The organism is Vibrio sp. JCM 18905, from assembly GCF_055393305.1.
Map to the genome: position 1 here is coordinate 370,820 of NZ_AP043879.1, position 17,694 is coordinate 388,513.

General features: G+C 45.6%; 17 protein-coding genes and 1 other RNA gene. 11 read left to right on the plus strand and 7 right to left on the minus strand.

Annotated features, from left to right (window positions below; translation table 11 throughout):
* The gene (gene parC / locus ACZ5ZC_RS09960) at positions 1 to 2,286 is read left to right on the plus strand and encodes a DNA topoisomerase IV subunit A (RefSeq protein ID WP_145473205.1); all 2,286 of its coding nucleotides are present in this window, start codon (positions 1 to 3) and stop codon (positions 2,284 to 2,286) included.
* A 38-nt stretch (positions 2,287 to 2,324) separates the two neighbouring features.
* On the opposite strand, the gene degS is transcribed toward parC, so the two are convergent.
* The 3 genes from degS to zapG form a co-directional block, all read right to left on the minus strand.
* The gene (degS, locus tag ACZ5ZC_RS09965) at positions 2,325 to 3,389 is read right to left on the minus strand and encodes an outer membrane-stress sensor serine endopeptidase DegS (RefSeq protein ID WP_005395921.1); all 1,065 of its coding nucleotides are present in this window, start codon (positions 3,387 to 3,389) and stop codon (positions 2,325 to 2,327) included.
* Between the two features lie 190 nt (positions 3,390 to 3,579).
* The gene (locus ACZ5ZC_RS09970; RefSeq protein WP_005395920.1) at positions 3,580 to 4,947 is read right to left on the minus strand and encodes a Do family serine endopeptidase; all 1,368 of its coding nucleotides are present in this window, start codon (positions 4,945 to 4,947) and stop codon (positions 3,580 to 3,582) included.
* 203 nt (positions 4,948 to 5,150) lie between these two features.
* The gene (gene zapG, locus ACZ5ZC_RS09975) at positions 5,151 to 5,594 is read right to left on the minus strand and encodes a Z-ring associated protein ZapG (protein WP_005395919.1); all 444 of its coding nucleotides are present in this window, start codon (positions 5,592 to 5,594) and stop codon (positions 5,151 to 5,153) included.
* A 195-nt stretch (positions 5,595 to 5,789) separates the two neighbouring features.
* Here zapG and zapE point away from each other — a divergent pair, with 195 nt between their 5' ends.
* From zapE to sspB, 8 genes are all read left to right on the plus strand, one after another.
* Complete coding sequence (zapE, locus tag ACZ5ZC_RS09980) at positions 5,790 to 6,893, plus strand: cell division protein ZapE (protein ID WP_005395918.1); 1,104 nt, start codon at positions 5,790 to 5,792, stop codon at positions 6,891 to 6,893.
* Positions 6,894 to 7,143: 250 nt separating this feature from the next.
* Positions 7,144 to 7,572, plus strand: a complete 429-nt coding sequence (rplM, locus tag ACZ5ZC_RS09985; RefSeq protein WP_054867248.1) for a 50S ribosomal protein L13 — start codon at positions 7,144 to 7,146, stop codon at positions 7,570 to 7,572.
* A gap of 15 nt (positions 7,573 to 7,587) precedes the next feature.
* Positions 7,588 to 7,980, plus strand: a complete 393-nt coding sequence (gene rpsI, locus ACZ5ZC_RS09990) for a 30S ribosomal protein S9 (protein ID WP_005372876.1) — start codon at positions 7,588 to 7,590, stop codon at positions 7,978 to 7,980.
* A gap of 618 nt (positions 7,981 to 8,598) precedes the next feature.
* Entirely contained in the window at positions 8,599 to 9,189 is a 591-nt protein-coding gene (gene petA / locus ACZ5ZC_RS09995) for a ubiquinol-cytochrome c reductase iron-sulfur subunit (protein WP_005396462.1), read from the plus strand.
* Positions 9,189 to 10,454 carry a cytochrome b gene (locus ACZ5ZC_RS10000; protein ID WP_005372880.1) on the plus strand — a complete coding sequence of 422 codons (1,266 nt, stop codon included), beginning with the start codon at positions 9,189 to 9,191 and terminating at the stop codon, positions 10,452 to 10,454. Before petA ends, ACZ5ZC_RS10000 begins: the two co-directional genes overlap by 1 nt.
* Positions 10,451 to 11,188, plus strand: coding sequence for a cytochrome c1 (locus ACZ5ZC_RS10005; RefSeq protein WP_005372881.1), 738 nt, complete (start codon positions 10,451 to 10,453; stop codon positions 11,186 to 11,188). Before ACZ5ZC_RS10000 ends, ACZ5ZC_RS10005 begins: the two co-directional genes overlap by 4 nt.
* A 96-nt stretch (positions 11,189 to 11,284) precedes the next feature.
* Positions 11,285 to 11,920: a stringent starvation protein SspA gene (gene sspA, locus ACZ5ZC_RS10010; RefSeq protein ID WP_005372897.1), complete on the plus strand. Its 636-nt coding sequence runs from the start codon at positions 11,285 to 11,287 to the stop codon at positions 11,918 to 11,920.
* Positions 11,921 to 11,937: 17 nt separating this feature from the next.
* Positions 11,938 to 12,426 (plus strand): ClpXP protease specificity-enhancing factor, encoded by a 489-nt coding sequence (gene sspB, locus ACZ5ZC_RS10015; protein ID WP_048626626.1) that lies wholly within the window; start codon positions 11,938 to 11,940, stop codon positions 12,424 to 12,426.
* A gap of 70 nt (positions 12,427 to 12,496) precedes the next feature.
* Here the strand turns inward: sspB and ACZ5ZC_RS10020 are convergent, their stop codons facing one another.
* Genes ACZ5ZC_RS10020 through ACZ5ZC_RS10035 form a run of 4 tightly spaced genes read right to left on the minus strand, consistent with a single transcriptional unit; the run spans position 12,497 to position 15,947 of the window.
* A complete protein-coding gene (locus ACZ5ZC_RS10020; RefSeq protein WP_054867253.1) occupies positions 12,497 to 13,165 on the minus strand; it encodes a BON domain-containing protein in 669 nt (222 codons plus the stop codon).
* A gap of 21 nt (positions 13,166 to 13,186) precedes the next feature.
* Positions 13,187 to 13,777: a phosphoheptose isomerase gene (locus ACZ5ZC_RS10025; protein ID WP_005372901.1), complete on the minus strand. Its 591-nt coding sequence runs from the start codon at positions 13,775 to 13,777 to the stop codon at positions 13,187 to 13,189.
* Between the two features lie 3 nt (positions 13,778 to 13,780).
* Complete coding sequence (locus tag ACZ5ZC_RS10030) at positions 13,781 to 14,149, minus strand: YraN family protein (RefSeq protein WP_012842156.1); 369 nt, start codon at positions 14,147 to 14,149, stop codon at positions 13,781 to 13,783.
* Positions 14,136 to 15,947 carry a penicillin-binding protein activator gene (locus ACZ5ZC_RS10035; RefSeq protein ID WP_464931889.1) on the minus strand — a complete coding sequence of 604 codons (1,812 nt, stop codon included), beginning with the start codon at positions 15,945 to 15,947 and terminating at the stop codon, positions 14,136 to 14,138. The genes ACZ5ZC_RS10030 and ACZ5ZC_RS10035 overlap by 14 nt, the downstream gene beginning before the upstream one ends.
* Positions 15,948 to 16,015: 68 nt before the next feature.
* Between ACZ5ZC_RS10035 and rsmI the strand changes: the two genes are divergently transcribed.
* Both rsmI and rnpB read left to right on the plus strand, forming a co-directional pair.
* Positions 16,016 to 16,879, plus strand: coding sequence for a 16S rRNA (cytidine(1402)-2'-O)-methyltransferase (gene rsmI / locus ACZ5ZC_RS10040; protein WP_005396454.1), 864 nt, complete (start codon positions 16,016 to 16,018; stop codon positions 16,877 to 16,879).
* 167 nt (positions 16,880 to 17,046) lie between these two features.
* Positions 17,047 to 17,474: RNase P RNA component class A (gene rnpB / locus ACZ5ZC_RS10045), an RNA gene on the plus strand.
* Positions 17,475 to 17,694: the final 220 nt, after the last annotated feature.

The window sequence follows — 17,694 nt, forward strand, 5'->3', positions numbered from 1 at the left end:
ATGTCTACAGAAATTACCTACGATGGCGTCGAACAGTTGCCAATGCGCAAGTTCACTGAAGACGCTTATCTGAACTACTCGATGTACGTAATCATGGACCGCGCCTTGCCATACATTGGTGATGGCTTAAAGCCGGTTCAACGACGCATCATTTATGCGATGTCAGAGCTTGGTCTCTCTGCATCAGCAAAATACAAAAAATCTGCACGTACCGTTGGTGACGTGCTAGGTAAATACCATCCGCACGGTGATTCAGCGTGTTACGAAGCGATGGTATTGATGGCTCAGCCATTCTCTTACCGCTATCCATTAGTGGATGGTCAAGGTAACTGGGGTGCGCCAGATGACCCGAAATCATTCGCGGCAATGCGTTATACCGAAGCAAAACTGTCTAAGTTTGCTGAAGTGTTGCTGGGCGAACTGGGCCAGGGCACGGTTGAATGGCAACCTAACTTTGATGGCACAATGAAAGAGCCACAAATGTTGCCAGCACGTCTGCCTCATATCCTGCTTAACGGTGTAACCGGTATTGCGGTTGGTATGGCAACAGATATCCCTCCGCATAACGTTCGTGAAATCGCAGATGCGACTATTCATTTGATCGACAACCCGAAAGCAGAACTGCCGGACGTGATGCAATATGTTAAAGGTCCGGATTACCCAACAGAAGCAGAAATCATCTCGCCGCAAGCGGATATTGAAAAGATTTACCGCAATGGTCGCGGCAGCATCAAGATGCGCGCGGTATGGCACAAAGAAGGTTCTGATATCGTTATCACCTCTCTGCCACACCAAGTATCGGGTGCAAAACTGCTTGAGCAAATCGCCAACCAGATGCGTGCGAAGAAGCTACCAATGGTTGACGATCTTCGTGACGAGTCGGATCACGAGAACCCAACGCGTATCGTTGTGGTGCCTAAGTCAAACCGCGTCGATTGTGATTTGTTGATGAACCACTTGTTCGCATCAACGGATCTTGAGCGCAGCTACCGCGTTAACTTGAACATGATTGGTTTGGATAATCGTCCTCAAGTTAAAGGTCTGGTGCAAATTCTGTCAGAGTGGATTGAGTTCCGTCGCACGACCGTACGTCGCCGTCTACAACACCGCCTAGACAAAGTCATGGCTCGCTTACACATTTTGGAAGGTTTGTTGGTTGCTTACCTAAACCTAGATGAAGTGATTGAGATCATCCGTACTGAAGATGATCCTAAAGCGGTATTGATGGCACGTTTTGGTATTACCGATATCCAAGCGGATGCGATTCTAGACACCAAACTTCGTCACTTAGCCAAACTAGAAGAGATGAAGATCCGTGGTGAGCAAGACGAGCTAGAGAAAGAGCGTGAGAAGCTAGAACAGCTACTCGGTTCTGAGCGTCGTCTAAACACACTACTGAAAAAAGAAATCAAAGCAGACGCAGAGAAATACGGTGATGACCGTCGATCTCCATTGGTTGAGCGTGCAGAAGCAAAAGCGCTTACTGAACGTGATCTTGTTCCAAGCGAACCAATCACGGTTGTGCTTTCTGAGAAAGGTTGGATTCGTCACGCGAAAGGCCATGACGTAGATGCAGAAGGCCTGAACTATAAGTCGGGTGATAAATACTTAGCGCACGCACGAGGTAAGAGTAATCAGCCTGCGGTATTCCTAGGTAGTGACGGTCGAAGTTACTCTCTGGAGTCGCACTCGCTGCCTTCTGCTCGTAGTCAAGGTGAGCCGATTACCGGTCGTTTGAATATTACGGCTGGTAGCAGTATTCGCCAAGTGATCATGAGTGAAGAAGATCAGCTGTGGCTGGTGGGCTCTGATGCAGGTTACGGCTTTGTATGTAAAGGCGCTGACTTGCTGTCTAAAAACCGCAGTGGTAAAGCGCTGGTCACTTTGCCGGCTAACTCTGAGGTCATGACGCCAAAAGCGATTGAAGATTTAGATTCTGATGAAATCTTAGCAATCACTAACCAAGGTCGCATGCTGCTGTTCCCAATCAAAGACCTGCCACAACTGGCGAAAGGTAAAGGGAATAAGATCATCAATATTCCTGCTGCTAAAGCAAAAGAGCGAGAAGAAGTACTATCTCACTTAATGTCTTTACCAAAAGGTGCATCGTTAACGCTGTACGCGGGTAAGCGAAAGTTGGGTCTTAAACCGTCTGACCTTGATAACTTCCGTGGCGAACGTGGTCGCCGAGGTGGGTTATTACCAAGAGGTTTACAGCGAGTCACTCGCATTGAAGTTGAGCTGGATGATTCCGGTACGACGGAAGCACCGAGCGATAGCGAGTAACGCACAAATAAAAAATCCCAGCCAATGGCTGGGATTTTTTATGCTTCTTGCTTGTCTTCGGCAATGGTGACTTTCAAGCTCATCTCTTTTCCTTTGCGAATGATGCCGACGTCCACGGTGGTGCCAGGACGTAAATCGGTGACGATATCCATGACGCTCTGACGCCCTTGCACTTTATTGCCATCAATACTGATAATGATGTCCTGCTTTTGGAAGCCTGCTGCATTGGCTGGACCATTTGGATCAATACCAAGCACGACAATACCACCTATGTGTTCATTTCCAAGTAGGCGAGCAGTGACTGCATTAATGTCTTGGCCGTCGATACCAATATAGCCACGAATCACGCGACCATCAGCGATGATTTTCTGCATGATCTTGCTGGCTAGTGGCGCAGGGATCGCAAAGGAAATACCGTAAGTTTCTAAATCAGTCGCTTGTTGGAAAGAGGCGGTATTGATGCCGACGAGCTCACCTTGTGTGTTCACTAGAGCACCGCCAGAGTTGCCCTCATTGATGGCGGCATCGGTTTGAATGAATGCTTGGCGACCGTCGCTAATCGATGAGCGTCCTGTTGCTGAAATAATGCCGAACGTTGTGGTTTGTCCAAGGTTGTATGGGTTACCGATGGCTAGGACCACATCACCCACTTGTGGCTTGTAATTAGAGTTCAGAGGAATAACAGGTAAATTTGAACCTTCGACACGCAGTACGGCAATGTCTGTGCGTTTATCCGTGCCAACTAGCTGAGCCGCTGCGGCTCTACCGTCTTGTAGTGCGACAACAATTTGGTCTGCTTGAGCAACCACGTGGTAGTTGGTAATGATGTAGCCTTTCTCACTGACAATAACACCTGAACCCAGACCTTGAGTCGAGAGTTTACTGCGATCATTTTCAACATATTTACGGCTGTAGATGTTTACTACGGCAGGTGCTGCTCTTCGCACCGCCTGATTAAATGTCAACTCAACGGACGCGATATTAACAGGTTGCGGATCTAGCGCGGCAGGAATTACGTTGTTGCGCAAAGATGGTACCGCCAGTAATACCACTGCGGCAGTAGCCAAGCCTAAAAAGACAGAACGTAATAAAAAGCTGAGCATATCCTCTCCATGCATGAGCGCCAAAATGGCATAGAAGATGAAGAATAGCATTACATTGAAAAATAACAAAAGGGCAGCACGGAATCGTGCTGCCCTTTTCATTAGCTATTGAGCGATAAGGAAAAGTATTCGAGGCTTATTACTCGATGCTATGCATCGAAAACCTTATTTCCTATTACTTTGAAAGTGACTAACGAATAACAAGATAAATAGTACGTTCGCCACGCTGAATATTCAGAGCCAATACGCCTTTGTGCTTATCCACGATTGCACGAAGCTCAGCAAGGTTTTTCACGCGCTGACGGTTCACACCGATAATGATGTCCCCTTGTTGTAATTGATATTGAGCAGCCGGAGAGTTATCTGCAACGCTCGATACTTTAACGCCTTGAATTGCATCACTTGGTGTCGTATTGCTTAATTCCGCACCCTTGAGCCCTTCGTGTAATGTTTCGGCTTTGGCTTTCATATTTGTAGATTCGCCAAGCGTTACATCAAAGGTTTTATTCTTACCATCTCGAACCACACCTAACGTGATTTCTTTTCCTGCGCCCAGCGTTGCCACTTTTGCACGGAGCTCTGAGAAAGTATTAATCGCTTTGCCGTTTACCGATACAATTACATCACCGGCTTTCAATCCAGCTTTATCGGCTGCGCTGTCTGGTACGACTTGGCCAATAAAGGCTCCTTTACTCGACTCGTAACCCAATGCATCAGCCAGCTCAGAGGTTACTTCACCGCCCTGTACACCCAACATGCCGCGTTTGACTTCACCAAACTCTAGAATTTGCTCGGTGAGGTTTTTCATCATGTTGGACGGAATCGCAAAGCCAATCCCCACGTTACCGCCGTTAGGGCCTAAAATCGCAGTATTAATACCGATCAGCTCACCATTAAGGTTGACCAATGCACCACCAGAGTTACCGCTGTTAATTGCGGCATCGGTTTGGATGAAGTTTTCGAAGTTTTCAACGTTTAAGCCACTACGGCCTAACGCTGAGACGATGCCCGACGTCACGGTTTGACCGAGTCCGAATGGGTTACCAATCGCAACCGTAAAGTCACCTACGCGAAGTTTGTCGGAATCTGCGACTTTAATTTGCGTTAAGTTTTTCGCTTTTTCTAATTTAAGCAACGCAACATCGGCCATCTCATCGCCGCCAACGAGCGTAGCGTCATACTCGCGACCATCATAGAGGCGAACTCGAATCTCATCCGCGCCCTTGATTACGTGGTAGTTAGTGACGATATGCCCTTTTTTCGCATCAATAATGACACCAGAACCTAAACCTCTGAACGGGCGCTCGCGCCTTTGCTCCATCGGAAAGTCCGGTCCAAAGAAGAATTGAAATTGTTCGGGAATACGGCTGGTTTGTACTTGTTTGCCTTCTACAGCAATACTCACAACAGCAGGGGTTACTTTCTCAAGCATGGGCGCCAAGCTAGGTAACTGTTGGCCATCCACATTTAAAGGTAATGCGGCGGTGGCTTGAACTGGCGCAATAATAGAGCCCAAACTCAGAGATAGAACGGTGAGCGCAAGCAGTGGTTTTTTCATCCAATAACTCCTCTTGAAACATGTCTGCCAAAAAGAAATATCCGAACGGTTAGTTCACTTTGTTAATAACTAATATAGGGCCTAGTTCGGATAATCAAAGGGGGAGGCAGTTCACATCCAAGTTAGAGCAAAGGTAAGAAGAAAAAGTTCAAAAAAGGGCCGATACAAATGTATCGGCCCTAGTAGGTAGAGGTAAGAGAAGGTTATGATGCTTTTGCGGTTACCGCTTCGGGAGCATTAATGATTTCTTTCTCTTGATCCTTTAAAAGACCCGTTGCGCCATTGGCGTAGTCTTTTGGCTGTTCGTTAAACTCTGGTTGATCTTCTGCAATAGCTTCAGAAGACATTGCCGTTTTCTTATCAAACGGGTTGTCTTGCTCTGGCAAGTTTGGCAAAAGCTCAGAAGAGGTCTTAGCCATATGTTGGTACAGCTTGGTGTAATCTTTACCTAGTGTATCCAACATTTCTGCGGTTTGTGCAAAATGATCGACGAGCTCTTGACGTTGTTGCTCTAGTTCAAACTTGGCCGCTTCAAGTTCTTTCTGCACAGACTTTTGTTTCTTGTATTCAGGGGTGGTTAGTCTACTAATGACTACGCCTACGATTGTACCGACCAGCAAACCCACAATGGCATAAATCCAAGGCATAACTGCTCCTTATAGTTGTTTTAACAAGTCTTTTACTACTTAGTTACACGCGGTGCTAGTCCATGTTACTATGGCTTGAACAGCCGATAAAGAAAAATAGCAGTATGTCTTCGGGGACTGATAACTACTTCTCTCTATTCTCAAAGTTGACCCCGAGGTAACCCTTTTCCCAGTACCTCTATACGACTTAATACGATGACACCACTACAACAATATCAAAAAGACATAGCAGAACACGGGTTTCAGCGTGATGAAGCTCAGTATCAAGCGGTCGTTGCATTAGATAAGCTTTACCATGCTATCGTTGAATTTCAGTCAGCTCCTGTGCCCCAGCTTTCCAAATGGCAAAAGCTCATGGGGAAAAAAATCGACATGCCTGAGCCCCCAAAAGGTCTTTACTTTTGGGGAGGAGTCGGACGCGGTAAAACGTACCTCATGGATGCGTTTTTTGATGCTTTACCAACCCAAAGAAAAATGCGCGTACACTTTCACCGCTTCATGTATCGAGTACATGATGAGTTGAAGCTGTTAGGTGATGTCGAAAATCCGCTAGCAAAAGTAGCGGATAAATTCAAAGAAGAAGCGGATGTGGTTTGCTTTGATGAATTTTTTGTCTCTGACATTACGGATGCGATGATCCTTGCAACGTTACTCCAAGAGATGTTCAAGCGGCAGATGATCCTAGTCGCGACTTCAAACATCGAACCGCAGAACTTATATCGTAATGGCTTACAAAGAGCGCGCTTTTTGCCTGCAATTGATATGATTTTGGCACGCTGTGACGTGTTGAATGTTGATAGTGGCGTTGATTATCGCTTAAGAACGCTTGAACAGGCCGAAATATACCATTATCCACTTGATGAACAGGCCAACATTAACCTCAACAAGTATTATCAGCAGCTGACGGGCGAACGTCAGATCGTCGCTCATCAAATCGAAGTTAATCACCGTCAGCTTGAGGTAATTGAAGCGAGTGATGGGGTTCTGCATGCGTCTTTTGCTCAGTTATGCCAAACCGCTCGCAGTCAAAATGACTACATTGAGCTGTCCCGAATTTATCACACGGTATTATTAGCGGACGTTCAACAGATGAACCGAAAAATAGATGACGCTGCGAGGCGTTTTATCGCACTGGTCGATGAGTTTTACGAGCGCAATGTGAAGTTGATTATTTCTGCTGAAGTGCCAATGGAAGACTTATATACTGAGGGGCAGCTCGAGTTTGAATTTAAGCGCTGTTTGTCTCGGCTCACTGAGATGCAAAGTCATGAGTACCTCGCGCGTGAGCATTTGGCCTAAATCTAGTGTGTTCTTAAAAAGTGAAGAAAAAATTAGTGATTTGGCGCAAAAAAAGGTGATTTTTTCTTCGCTCTTCTCTATAATCCTGCGACCCACCGTTACTGCAGACCGGATTATCGAAGTTATTTCGAAATTGAAGGTCGAGAGTACCAACGACTCGAAGGGGTGATGACTGGGCTCTTAGACAGTGTGGGAGCACCAGAACGGTGTTCCTTAAAGTTTAAATTTTAATTAACGGGTTATTATTAGCATGAAAACTTTCGTTGCTAAACCAGAAACTGTAAAACGCGACTGGTACGTTGTAGACGCTGAAGGTAAAACTCTTGGTCGTCTAGCAAGTGAAATTGCATCTCGCCTACGTGGCAAACATAAAGCTGAATACACTCCTCACGTTGACGTTGGTGACTACATCATCGTTATCAACGCTGAGAAAGTTGCTGTAACTGGTAACAAAGCTAAGAACAAAGTGTACTACCGTCACTCTGAGTTCCCAGGTGGTCTAAAATCTATCACTTTTGAAAAGTTGATCGATCGTAAACCTGAGATGGTTCTTGAGCTTGCAGTTAAAGGCATGCTTCCACGTGGTCCTCTAGGCCGTGCTATGTACCGTAAGCTTAAAGTTTACGCAGGCGCTGAGCACAACCATGTTGCTCAACAACCACAAGTACTAGACATCTAATTGGGGATTTCGAAAATGGCAGAGAATCAATACTACGGCACTGGCCGTCGCAAAAGCTCAGCTGCACGTGTTTTTATTAAACCAGGCAGCGGCAACATTGTAGTAAACAAGCGTAACCTTGACGAATACTTCGGTCGTCCAACAGCTCGCATGGTTGTACAACAACCTCTAGAACTTGTTGAACTAACTGAAAAGCTAGACCTTTACGTAACAGTTAAAGGCGGCGGTATTTCTGGTCAAGCTGGTGCTATCCGTCACGGTATCACTCGCGCGCTTATGGAATACGATGAGTCTCTACGTCCTGCTCTACGCGCAGCTGGCTACGTTACTCGTGACGCTCGTTGCGTTGAACGTAAGAAAGTTGGTCTACGTAAAGCACGTCGTCGTCCACAGTTCTCTAAGCGTTAATTTCCTCTTATTGGAAATTCTGCTTTTCAGAGTTACTCTGGAAACTGTGTACCAAAAGCTCGGCTCTATGCCGGGCTTTTTTGTTTTTAAAGAAATAATACCTGCCTATCAATATCCATTTGTATTCACTTATAACTAGGCTCAGAGTAAAGCTTCTTCCTTACCATACGTTATAAGCTTATTTATCTGCTGTGGATGCCTTTACGTCTTAATATCCCTGCAACATGTTTTAAAATGCCTACTCGTCTTTTTTGCGTATGCGGCGTGCTACAAAAGTGAAAATACAAACAACGTAAGTTGAATGCGCACTAAGAAATATTTTGCTGTGTAATTAACTGAAAACTACCAAGATAAAAGGTTTGAATATCTTTCAGCAGAACTTCCATGTTGTGCTTTCTTGTTACAAATCACATCAATTTTTTATAATTCTGCCGCTTTTGTGACGACGCGAGCGATTTGCCTCACAAATGTTACAAAAAGGTAGCTTTATCTTGTCAAAAAGTAGGGTTTTCTTTATCATTTCCCTCCAATAAATAGAACTAAATTCATTATTTGTTAGCCATGCTCTTATAAGCGGAATAATAACGATCCAAAGGGAGCAAATGGGAGAATGTTTGGATGAGCAACGCGCCTTTAAATAACGGTCGCAGGCGTTTTCTAACCGCTACAACGGCAGTTGTTGGTGGGTTAGGGGCAGTCGCCGTCGCCGTGCCTTTTATCAAATCATGGAATCCGAGTGCTAAAGCCAAAGCGGCAGGTGCACCGGTGGAAGTGGATATAAGTAAAATTGAACCAGGTCAGCTGGTTCGTGTCGAGTGGCAGGGGAAACCTGTATGGATTGTTCGCCGCACTCAAAGCGTTCTAGATAACTTAAAAACGATCGGCGATAAGCTTCGTGATCCGCAATCTGAAATGGAACAGCAGCCTGAGTACGCTCAGAATGAGTTTCGTTCGATTAAGGAAGAGTTTTTTGTCGCTGTTGGTTTCTGTACTCACCTAGGTTGTTCACCAACCTATCTACCAGACTCTTTCTCAGAGCAGGTCCAGGGCGTAAGATCTGGCTTCTTCTGTCCTTGTCATGGTTCTAAGTTCGATATGGCTGGTCGAGTGTTCCAAGGGGTACCTGCTCCATTGAACCTTGTCGTTCCTAAGCACATGTATTTGAGCGACACCAAGCTCATTGTGGGTGTTGATGAGGGGGATGCATAATGCAAGCAATGTTAGACTGGGTTGAAAAGCGTATTCCTGCAATGAATGCTTATAAAAAGCATTTGTCTGAATACCCAATGCCTAAGAACTTCAACTTTTGGTACCTTTTCGGTTCTCTGGCGATGCTGGTTCTGGTTAACCAAATCCTAACGGGTATTTGGCTAACGATGAACTACGTTCCTTCTGGTGACGGTGCGTTTGCTTCTATCGAGTACATCATGCGTGATGTGGAATACGGTTGGCTTCTACGTTACATGCACTCAACTGGCGCATCTGCGTTTTTCGTTGTTGTGTACTTGCACATGTTCCGTGGCCTGATCTACGGCTCATATCAAAAACCTCGTGAACTACTGTGGATCTTCGGTATGTTGATCTTCCTCGTTCTAATGGCTGAAGCATTCATGGGTTACCTACTGCCATGGGGTCAGATGTCATACTGGGGTGCGCAGGTAATCATTTCTTTGTTTGGTGCGATTCCTGTTATCGGTGATGACCTAACGCTTTGGATCCGTGGTGACTACATCATCTCTGGTGCAACGTTAAACCGTTTCTTCGCGCTACACGTTATCGCACTGCCTATCGTTCTACTTCTTCTTGTGGTTCTGCACGTATTGGCGCTGCACGAAGTCGGCTCAAACAACCCTGATGGTATCGAAACTAAGCTACCAAAAGGTTCAATGGGCGATGATTACAAGACACAGTTCAAGTTCCACGATTACTACACGAAGAAATACGACATTATCGACTCTATTCCTTTCCACCCATACGGTACGGTTAAGGACTTGGTTGGTGTGGCTGGTTTCTTGTTCTTCTTCTGTTACGTGCTGTTCTTTAACCCAGAAATGGGAGGATACTTCCTTGAACCGCCTAACTTTGAAGCGGCCAACCCACTGAAGACACCAGAGCACATTGCTCCGGTATGGTACTTCACGCCGTTTTACGCAATCTTACGTGCGGTTCCAGACAAACTATTAGGTGTTATCCTAATGGGTGCGTCAATTGCAGTGCTGTTTGTTCTACCTTGGTTGGATCGTTGTAAAGTTCGTTCATACCGTTACCGTAGCAAACTTCATCTGTTGAATATTGTACAGTTCACTATCGCCTTTATCGCTCTGGGTATTTTAGGTGCGTTACCTGCAACACCAACGTACACACTACTATCTCAGATCTTTAGCTTGTGTTACTTCATGTTCTTTGTGTTGCTGTTCTTCTACAGCAAAAATGAAGCAACCAAACCATTACCAGAGAGGGTGACATTCAAATGAAGAAGTGGATTGTAATTCTATTTGCTATGTTGCCATCACTAGCGATGGCAGCGGGGGCTAACGTTCCGCTTGATAAAGCGAATGTTGACCTAACGGATAAAGCTTCGCTACAAAACGGTGCGAAGTTGTTCATGAACTACTGTTTTGCTTGTCACTCAACGCAGTATCAGCGTTATGAGCGTGTAGCAACAGACTTGGAAATTCCAACAGACTTAATGAAAGAAAACCTGATTTTCAATCCTGAAGCGAAAATCGGTGATCTAATGGTCAATGCAATGCCACCGAAGCAAGCGGCAAACTGGTTTGGTGCTCCACCACCAGATCTTACGTTGGTTGCACGAGTTCGTGGTGCTGATTGGTTATACACTTACTTACGCTCTTTCTATGTTGATCCATCTCGTCCATTCGGCGTGAACAACATTGTCTTCCCGAGTGTTGGTATGCCACATGTGCTCGAAGAGCTACAAGGTATCCCGACGCCGATTTACGATACGAAAATCGTAGATGGCGAAGAAGTACAAGTTGTTGTTGGTACTGAAACAGACGGTACGGGTGAGCTGAGCGAAGGCGAATACGACAAAGCGGTTGGTGACCTAGTGAACTTCTTGGTTTATTCAGGTGACCCAGTGCAGCTTGAGCGTCATGCTTTAGGTTGGTGGGTAATGGGCTTCTTAGTGCTTCTAACCATCGTTGTCGTGATGCTCAAGAAAGAGTATTGGCGCGATGTGCATTAATTGTGCTAAAATACCGTGCTAATTCCCAATTTTAATTGATGTACAATGGAGGCTTAGCCTCCATTGTTTTTATTTGTAAGTGTACTGGAGGGCTCCATGGCTGTAGCTGCCAATAAACGTTCTGTGATGACTCTTTTCTCAAGTGCATCAGATTTGTATAGCCATCAGGTTCGCATTGTACTAGCTGAAAAAGGCGTAAGTGTTGAAGTTGAGCTTGTTGACGAAGCAAACCTTCCTGCTGAGCTTGTTGAGCTAAACCCATATAAATCAGTGCCAACTCTTGTTGACCGTGAGCTAGCTCTTTACGATTCAAAAATCATCATGGAGTACTTGGACGAGCGTTTCCCTCATCCACCTCTAATGCCGGTTTACCCTGTTGCTCGTGGCAACAGCCGCTTGATGATGTACCGTATCGAACGCAACTGGTATTCACTCGCTGAAAAAGTGATGAAAGGTAATGCGGAAGAATCAGAAAAAGCACGCACAAAGCTGCGTAATGATCTTCTAACATTAGCGCCAATTTTTGCTGAATATGAGTACTTCATGAGCGAAGAATTCAGCTTGATCGACTGTTACCTAGCTCCATTATTGTGGCGTCTGCCTCAACTTGGTATCGATCTGGTTGGCCCTGGTTCAAAAGAAATCAAGGTGTACATGAACCGCGTATTTGAACGTGATTCGTTCCTTGCTTCTTTAACTGAAGCTGAACGTGAAATGCGCCTAGTTCGCTAAGCGATTTTAAACACGTTATGGATATTGCAAAAATGACTGCTCGCCGCCCGTATATGCTTCGCGCATTTTACGATTGGCTAGTAGACAATGACTTGACTCCTCACTTAGTGGTGGATGCAACGATGCCGGGCGTACGTGTACCGGTTGAGTTTATTCAAGATGGTCAAATTATTTTGAATATTGCACCACGTGCGGTGGGTAATCTTGAGTTAGGTAATGATGCGATTACCTTCCATGCTCGCTTTAGCGGTCGTCCACACTCAGTAATTGTGCCTGTGTATGCTGTCCAAGCTATTTATGCGCGTGAGAATGGTGCTGGTACTATGTTTGAACCAGAAGAAGCGTACACTCACATCGAAGAAGAAGAAGCGATGACCGAGGAAGAATCATCCCCATCGTTTACAACGGTTAGCGATGAGCCTTCTGAGTTTGCCTCTGATTCGGATGCCGAAGAGGACGATGCTCCTCGACCAAAAGGCAAACCAAGCTTAAGAGTGATTAAATAATAAAAAAGCAGCGTAACGCTGCTTTTTTTCTTTTTAGTGTCTTGACGTGTTTTCAAGTGATGTTTCGCAATTACTCACTGATCGTAAATGCTTCGACGTTGGCTTCATTTTCCGCGTTTGTCTCACTTTCTATTGTTTGTACACCGTCACTCGGTAAGTCCACTTCAACAGGTTCCATTTCGCCATATTGGAACCCTTTAATGACTTGTTTTACGCCAGAGATATTGCGCGCGATTTCTGTCGCTCGCTCGCCTTGCTCTGGTGTGACATAACCAAACAGAAAAACGTCGCCGTCTTCGGTGATCACTTTAACCTTAACGCCATTGAGTTCAGAGTCGGTCAGCAAGGCTGATTTTACTTTGGTTGTGATCCAGCTGTCGTTGCTAATTTGAGTGACAGTGAGTGGCTCTTTTTGTTTGATTTGATTGTGTATGACTTTCACACCACTAACTTCTCGAGCTCTTCGCTCCAAAGCATGGATAAGGTCTTGCGTTGGAGCCTGACCCATAAGAACAACCGTACCGTTATAGGAGCTGGCAACCACACGAACTTCACCTTTAAACGGCGCCTTGTTACCGATCGCTGCAACTTCGAATTCGATGTTGTTGTCCTGCCAAATTTGTTTTGTACTGCGTGTGTCCGTGACAATATTTGCTGTGGTAGCAGCACCAGCGATAAACAAGCCAGCGCAACCACTTAAACTCAATGCTGTTAATAAGATAACGAGGCTACGTATCATAATTCTGACCCTCAGTCTTGGTTACTCTTCATGAGCAGGGAAAAGCACCTGGTCAATAAGATCACAAAGACAATGGAGTGTCACCATATGTACTTCGTGAATACGTGCAGTGCGGTGTGATGGAATGCGAATTTCGACGTCGTTCTCACCAAGCAGTCCTGCCATCTCACCGCCATCTTTTCCTGTTAGCGCGATAATCGTCATGTCTCGAGTTACGGCCGCTTCCATCGCTTTGATAATATTTTTGCTGTTACCGCTAGTCGACATGGCAAGCAGAATGTCGCCTGGCTGGCCAAACGCTCGTACCTGTTTTGAGAAAATTTCCTGGTAGTGGTAGTCGTTTGCAACAGCGGTCAGGGTTGTATTATCGGCTGTTAAGGCCATTGCAGGTAGGCTAGGGCGCTCAGTTTCAAAACGGTTTAAAAGACAAGAAACAAATTGTTGAGCGTTTGAAGCACTGCCGCCATTACCACAACATAAAATTTTGTTGCCATTGAGCAAGCTTGAGACCATCGCTTGGGCCGCGTGAGTAATGGCATCGGGCAGCGCCTCTGCTGCTGCGATTTGAATTTGAATACTTTCTGTAAAGCTGTCTTTAATGCTGTCTAGCATCGCTTATCCTTCAGAGATTGCGTTTTCTATCCAGTTGATATCTCGCCCATTGTCATGAATAGCGATGACATCAAACCGATAATCGATATTGTGTTTTAAGCGCTTTTGTTGGCTAAGCCAAACTTGTGCAGTTTTGATTAGCTTGCGCATTTTTGCGTGCGTTACCATTTCTGCTGCTGAGCCAAAGTGATCGTTCTTACGATATTTGACTTCAACAAACACGATAGTTTCACCTTGTTGGAAGATTAAATCAATCTCACCGACCTTGGTCAGGAAATTTTGTTCAATAAAGCGCAAGCCCTGGCGTTGCAAATAGTGCTTCGCCAGAGCTTCATATTGATTTCCGATTTGGCGCTTACTAAAGAGCCCCACGCTCAGCCCAGCTCAATTCACGCTGTACAACACAGTTGTTGTCGATACTTAAAATACCGGTTTGGCCACCGACTGAGTAACCAGGAACGACCTTCATTTGTGGAAGTTCACCGATCAATTTATATGCATCCATACCGAGTGCTTTCAAACGTTTTTCCATGTTAGATTGCTCTGACCAAAGCTCGTTCATTTCAGCGGTTACGCTAGGATCTGGGTCAATCAGCAATGGAATGTCGCTGTAGATGATGCCTGTTAGATCTTCGTATGTCGCGCCGCCACTGTTGCTACGCGAACTAGAGAAGATTTGTGGTGCTTTCGCATCAGGGTTAATCGCTACTTCGATAAACGGCTTGATCAAAGTCAGCTCAGTGCTTCTAGCTACGATATAAACCGCATCAACATCACGACGGCTACGTGGCTGTGTTTCAAGCTTAATTCGCATTAATGATTGCATCTGGGCGATACGCTGCTTGCTCTCTTGCAGGCCAAATACTTCATTGATGTCTTTTTGAAGTTGGCGCTTGTCACCAAAGTAACTTGCTGCGACTTTGTTAGAGCTGTACTTTCGCCATTCTTTGTTGAAAGCCTCAGTTACACGCTCTCCAAAGCTGCCTTTTGGTGCAAGAATAAGAGGGAAGTTGTAGCCTTCGCTGAACAAGTGTTTTGCAGCTTGTGCGGCTTCTTGTTCCGGTGATAATGCCAAGTAGCAAATATTGCTATCTGGTTGCACATCCTCGGGGATATTTAGCGCAAGGGCTGGAATGGTAGGGCCATTTGCTGAGCCATCCATGGTTGTGTGCAACAACTCCACGTTCTCTTTTTCTAGAGGGCCAACAACAAAATCGATGTTTTCATTGATCAAGCGTTGTTTAATTTGGTCAGCGTTATACGCATTGGTGTCAATCACCGTAAGTGTTGCACTAAGATCTCGATTACGATCATTCATCATCGCAAACACAAAACCATCACGAATTAATTGCGCTTGTGGCGAGAACTTACCCGTCAGCGGCAGCAATAAAGCAGTATTGTTTGGCTTCACGATATCAAGAGAGAGAATGTTTTGAATCTCTTCTGGTGTATAGATAGCAGCTGGGTGCGAAGGGTTTTCGCTTAACCAGCGCTCTAGCGTATTTTTAAGTTGGGACAGGTTGCCCGATAGCGTTTTTGCATAAACAGCCAGCTGAAGCCAGCCGTCTAGAACATCCTCATTCGGCTCTGTTTCTAATGAGGTGAGTTCATATTCTGAGTAGCTGCCAAAGTTCATCCAAATACGGCTAGAGATTTCCCTCTGCTCTGCTGACGAGGCGTATTTACCAAATGCAACCAGCTGGCGGTTTGCTTCAAACGCTTGGTTGAGGCCTTGATAAGCGTCGGCACGCATCAAGTAATAGTCTTTCCATTGCTCGTTTGGCAATTTCCACCAAGGTTTAAAGTTTAACAATTGCAGCAACTGCGAGTAATTACCTTGCTTTTGCTGTATGGTCGCACGCGCCAGTTGCCACTCCGCTTGCTGAACTTCGGTCAACTGTTGTCGAGCCAGACGTTTGATCAACAGTTCTGCTTGATCAAACTGGTTCGCTTGAATAGCGGCTTTGGTTGCCATGATCAACCAGTCATTTTGTAAACTGCCTTCCGTGCTATCAGCTTGGATCATATAGTTCTGAACAGACTGAGTAGGCTCAAGTGTTACATCAACGCCATCAGGCTGTCTTGGACCTGAAGAACAGGCGGCGAGCGTAATTGCTAGTGCAACAGGAGTAAGTATGCGTGGTACACTGAGTCTCTTATGGTTAATCATTGCCGTGAGTTCTCTATAATTTTGTACAAAATTGTCTCTATATTAATCGTTGAAGTGATGGTAAACAAATGACAGATAAAAATAAGTTGCCGAATGAGGGGCCAACTCTCTATATCGTACCGACTCCAATCGGAAATTTAGCGGATATCACCCAACGTGCTATCGAAATTCTGTCGACGGTGGACATCATTGCTGCTGAGGATACTCGACATACGGGTAAATTACTGTCTCACTTCAATATTCAAACCAAAACTTTTGCTCTGCATGATCACAATGAACAGCAAAAAGCACAGGTTTTGGTAGAAAAGCTGCTTTCCGGTCAGTCTATCGCGTTAGTTTCTGACGCTGGTACGCCACTTATCAGCGACCCAGGATACCATTTGGTGACAAAATGTCGTCAAGCGGGCGTTAGAGTTGTGCCGCTTCCTGGTGCTTGCGCGGTCATTACGGCGTTAAGTGCATCAGGCTTGCCATCCGATCGCTTTAGCTTCGAAGGCTTTTTACCACCGAAAAGCAAAGGCCGTAAGGATAAATTCCTAGAGATTGCTTCGGTAGAGCGTACGTGTATTTTTTACGAGTCACCGCACCGTATTTTGGACTCTCTACAAGACATGTTAGACGTTCTTGGCCCAGATAGAGAAGTCGTGTTGGCGAGAGAACTAACGAAAACCTTTGAAACCATTCAAGGTATGCCATTAGGTGAGTTAATTGAGTGGGTGAAAAGTGACGATAACCAACAGCGTGGCGAAATGGTATTATTGGTACATGGTCACCGCGAAACCGCGGACGATTCATTGCCAGATGATGCCTTGCGTACATTAGGGATTTTAACCAAAGAGCTGCCTTTGAAAAAAGCAGCGGCTTTGGTGGCAGAAATTCATAACTTGAAGAAGAATGCGTTGTATAAGTGGGGCTTAGAAAACTTAGACTAAGCACTGCTAACGAGAAACATTGCAAAGCGGGTCGATGTGAAAATATCGGCCTTTTTTAGGCTCAATGTTTGATGGTTAGGTTAAAAAAGCACCACTCAATGCATTCATTTCATCATATCTGTGATCTCACTAGACTCTGAGTGGATAACTCTATACAATCCGCCCTCGGAGTTGACTGGGTAGTCGCTGCTTTACTGATGTCCTTCGGGAGACTGACGTTGAAGTCCTTTGGGAGACTGACGTTGACGTCCTTCGGGAGACTGGTAAAGGGGAGGAAAGTCCGGGCTCCATAGAGCAGGGTGCCAGGTAACGCCTGGGGGGCGCAAGCCTACGACAAGTGCAGCAGAGAGAAGACCGCCGATGGCCCTAGGGCACAGGTAAGGGTGAAAGGGTGCGGTAAGAGCGCACCGGACGACTAGCAATAGTTCGTTGCAGGGTAAACTCCACCCGGAGCAAGACCAAATAGGCCTCCACATTGCGTTGCTCGCGTAAGGAGGCGGGTAGGTTGCTTGAGCCAGTGAGCGATTGCTGGCCTAGACGAATGGCTACCGCCGCGCAAGCGGAACAGAACCCGGCTTATGTGTCGACTCCAACTATTCGAGACCCATCACTACTTTTTGTAGTGATGGGTTTTTTGCATTTTATTGACGCAAACCCTGTCATTACCAATAAACTTGGCGTTAAATCACGTCTGACTTTAGACTTGAGGTGGCGATGATGTGGGAAATCAGTACACTATGGTAAGTTGATCTTTTGCTATAAATATTCAGCATGAGAGAGCAACATATCTTAAAATCGCTTCAAGATCATTCAAC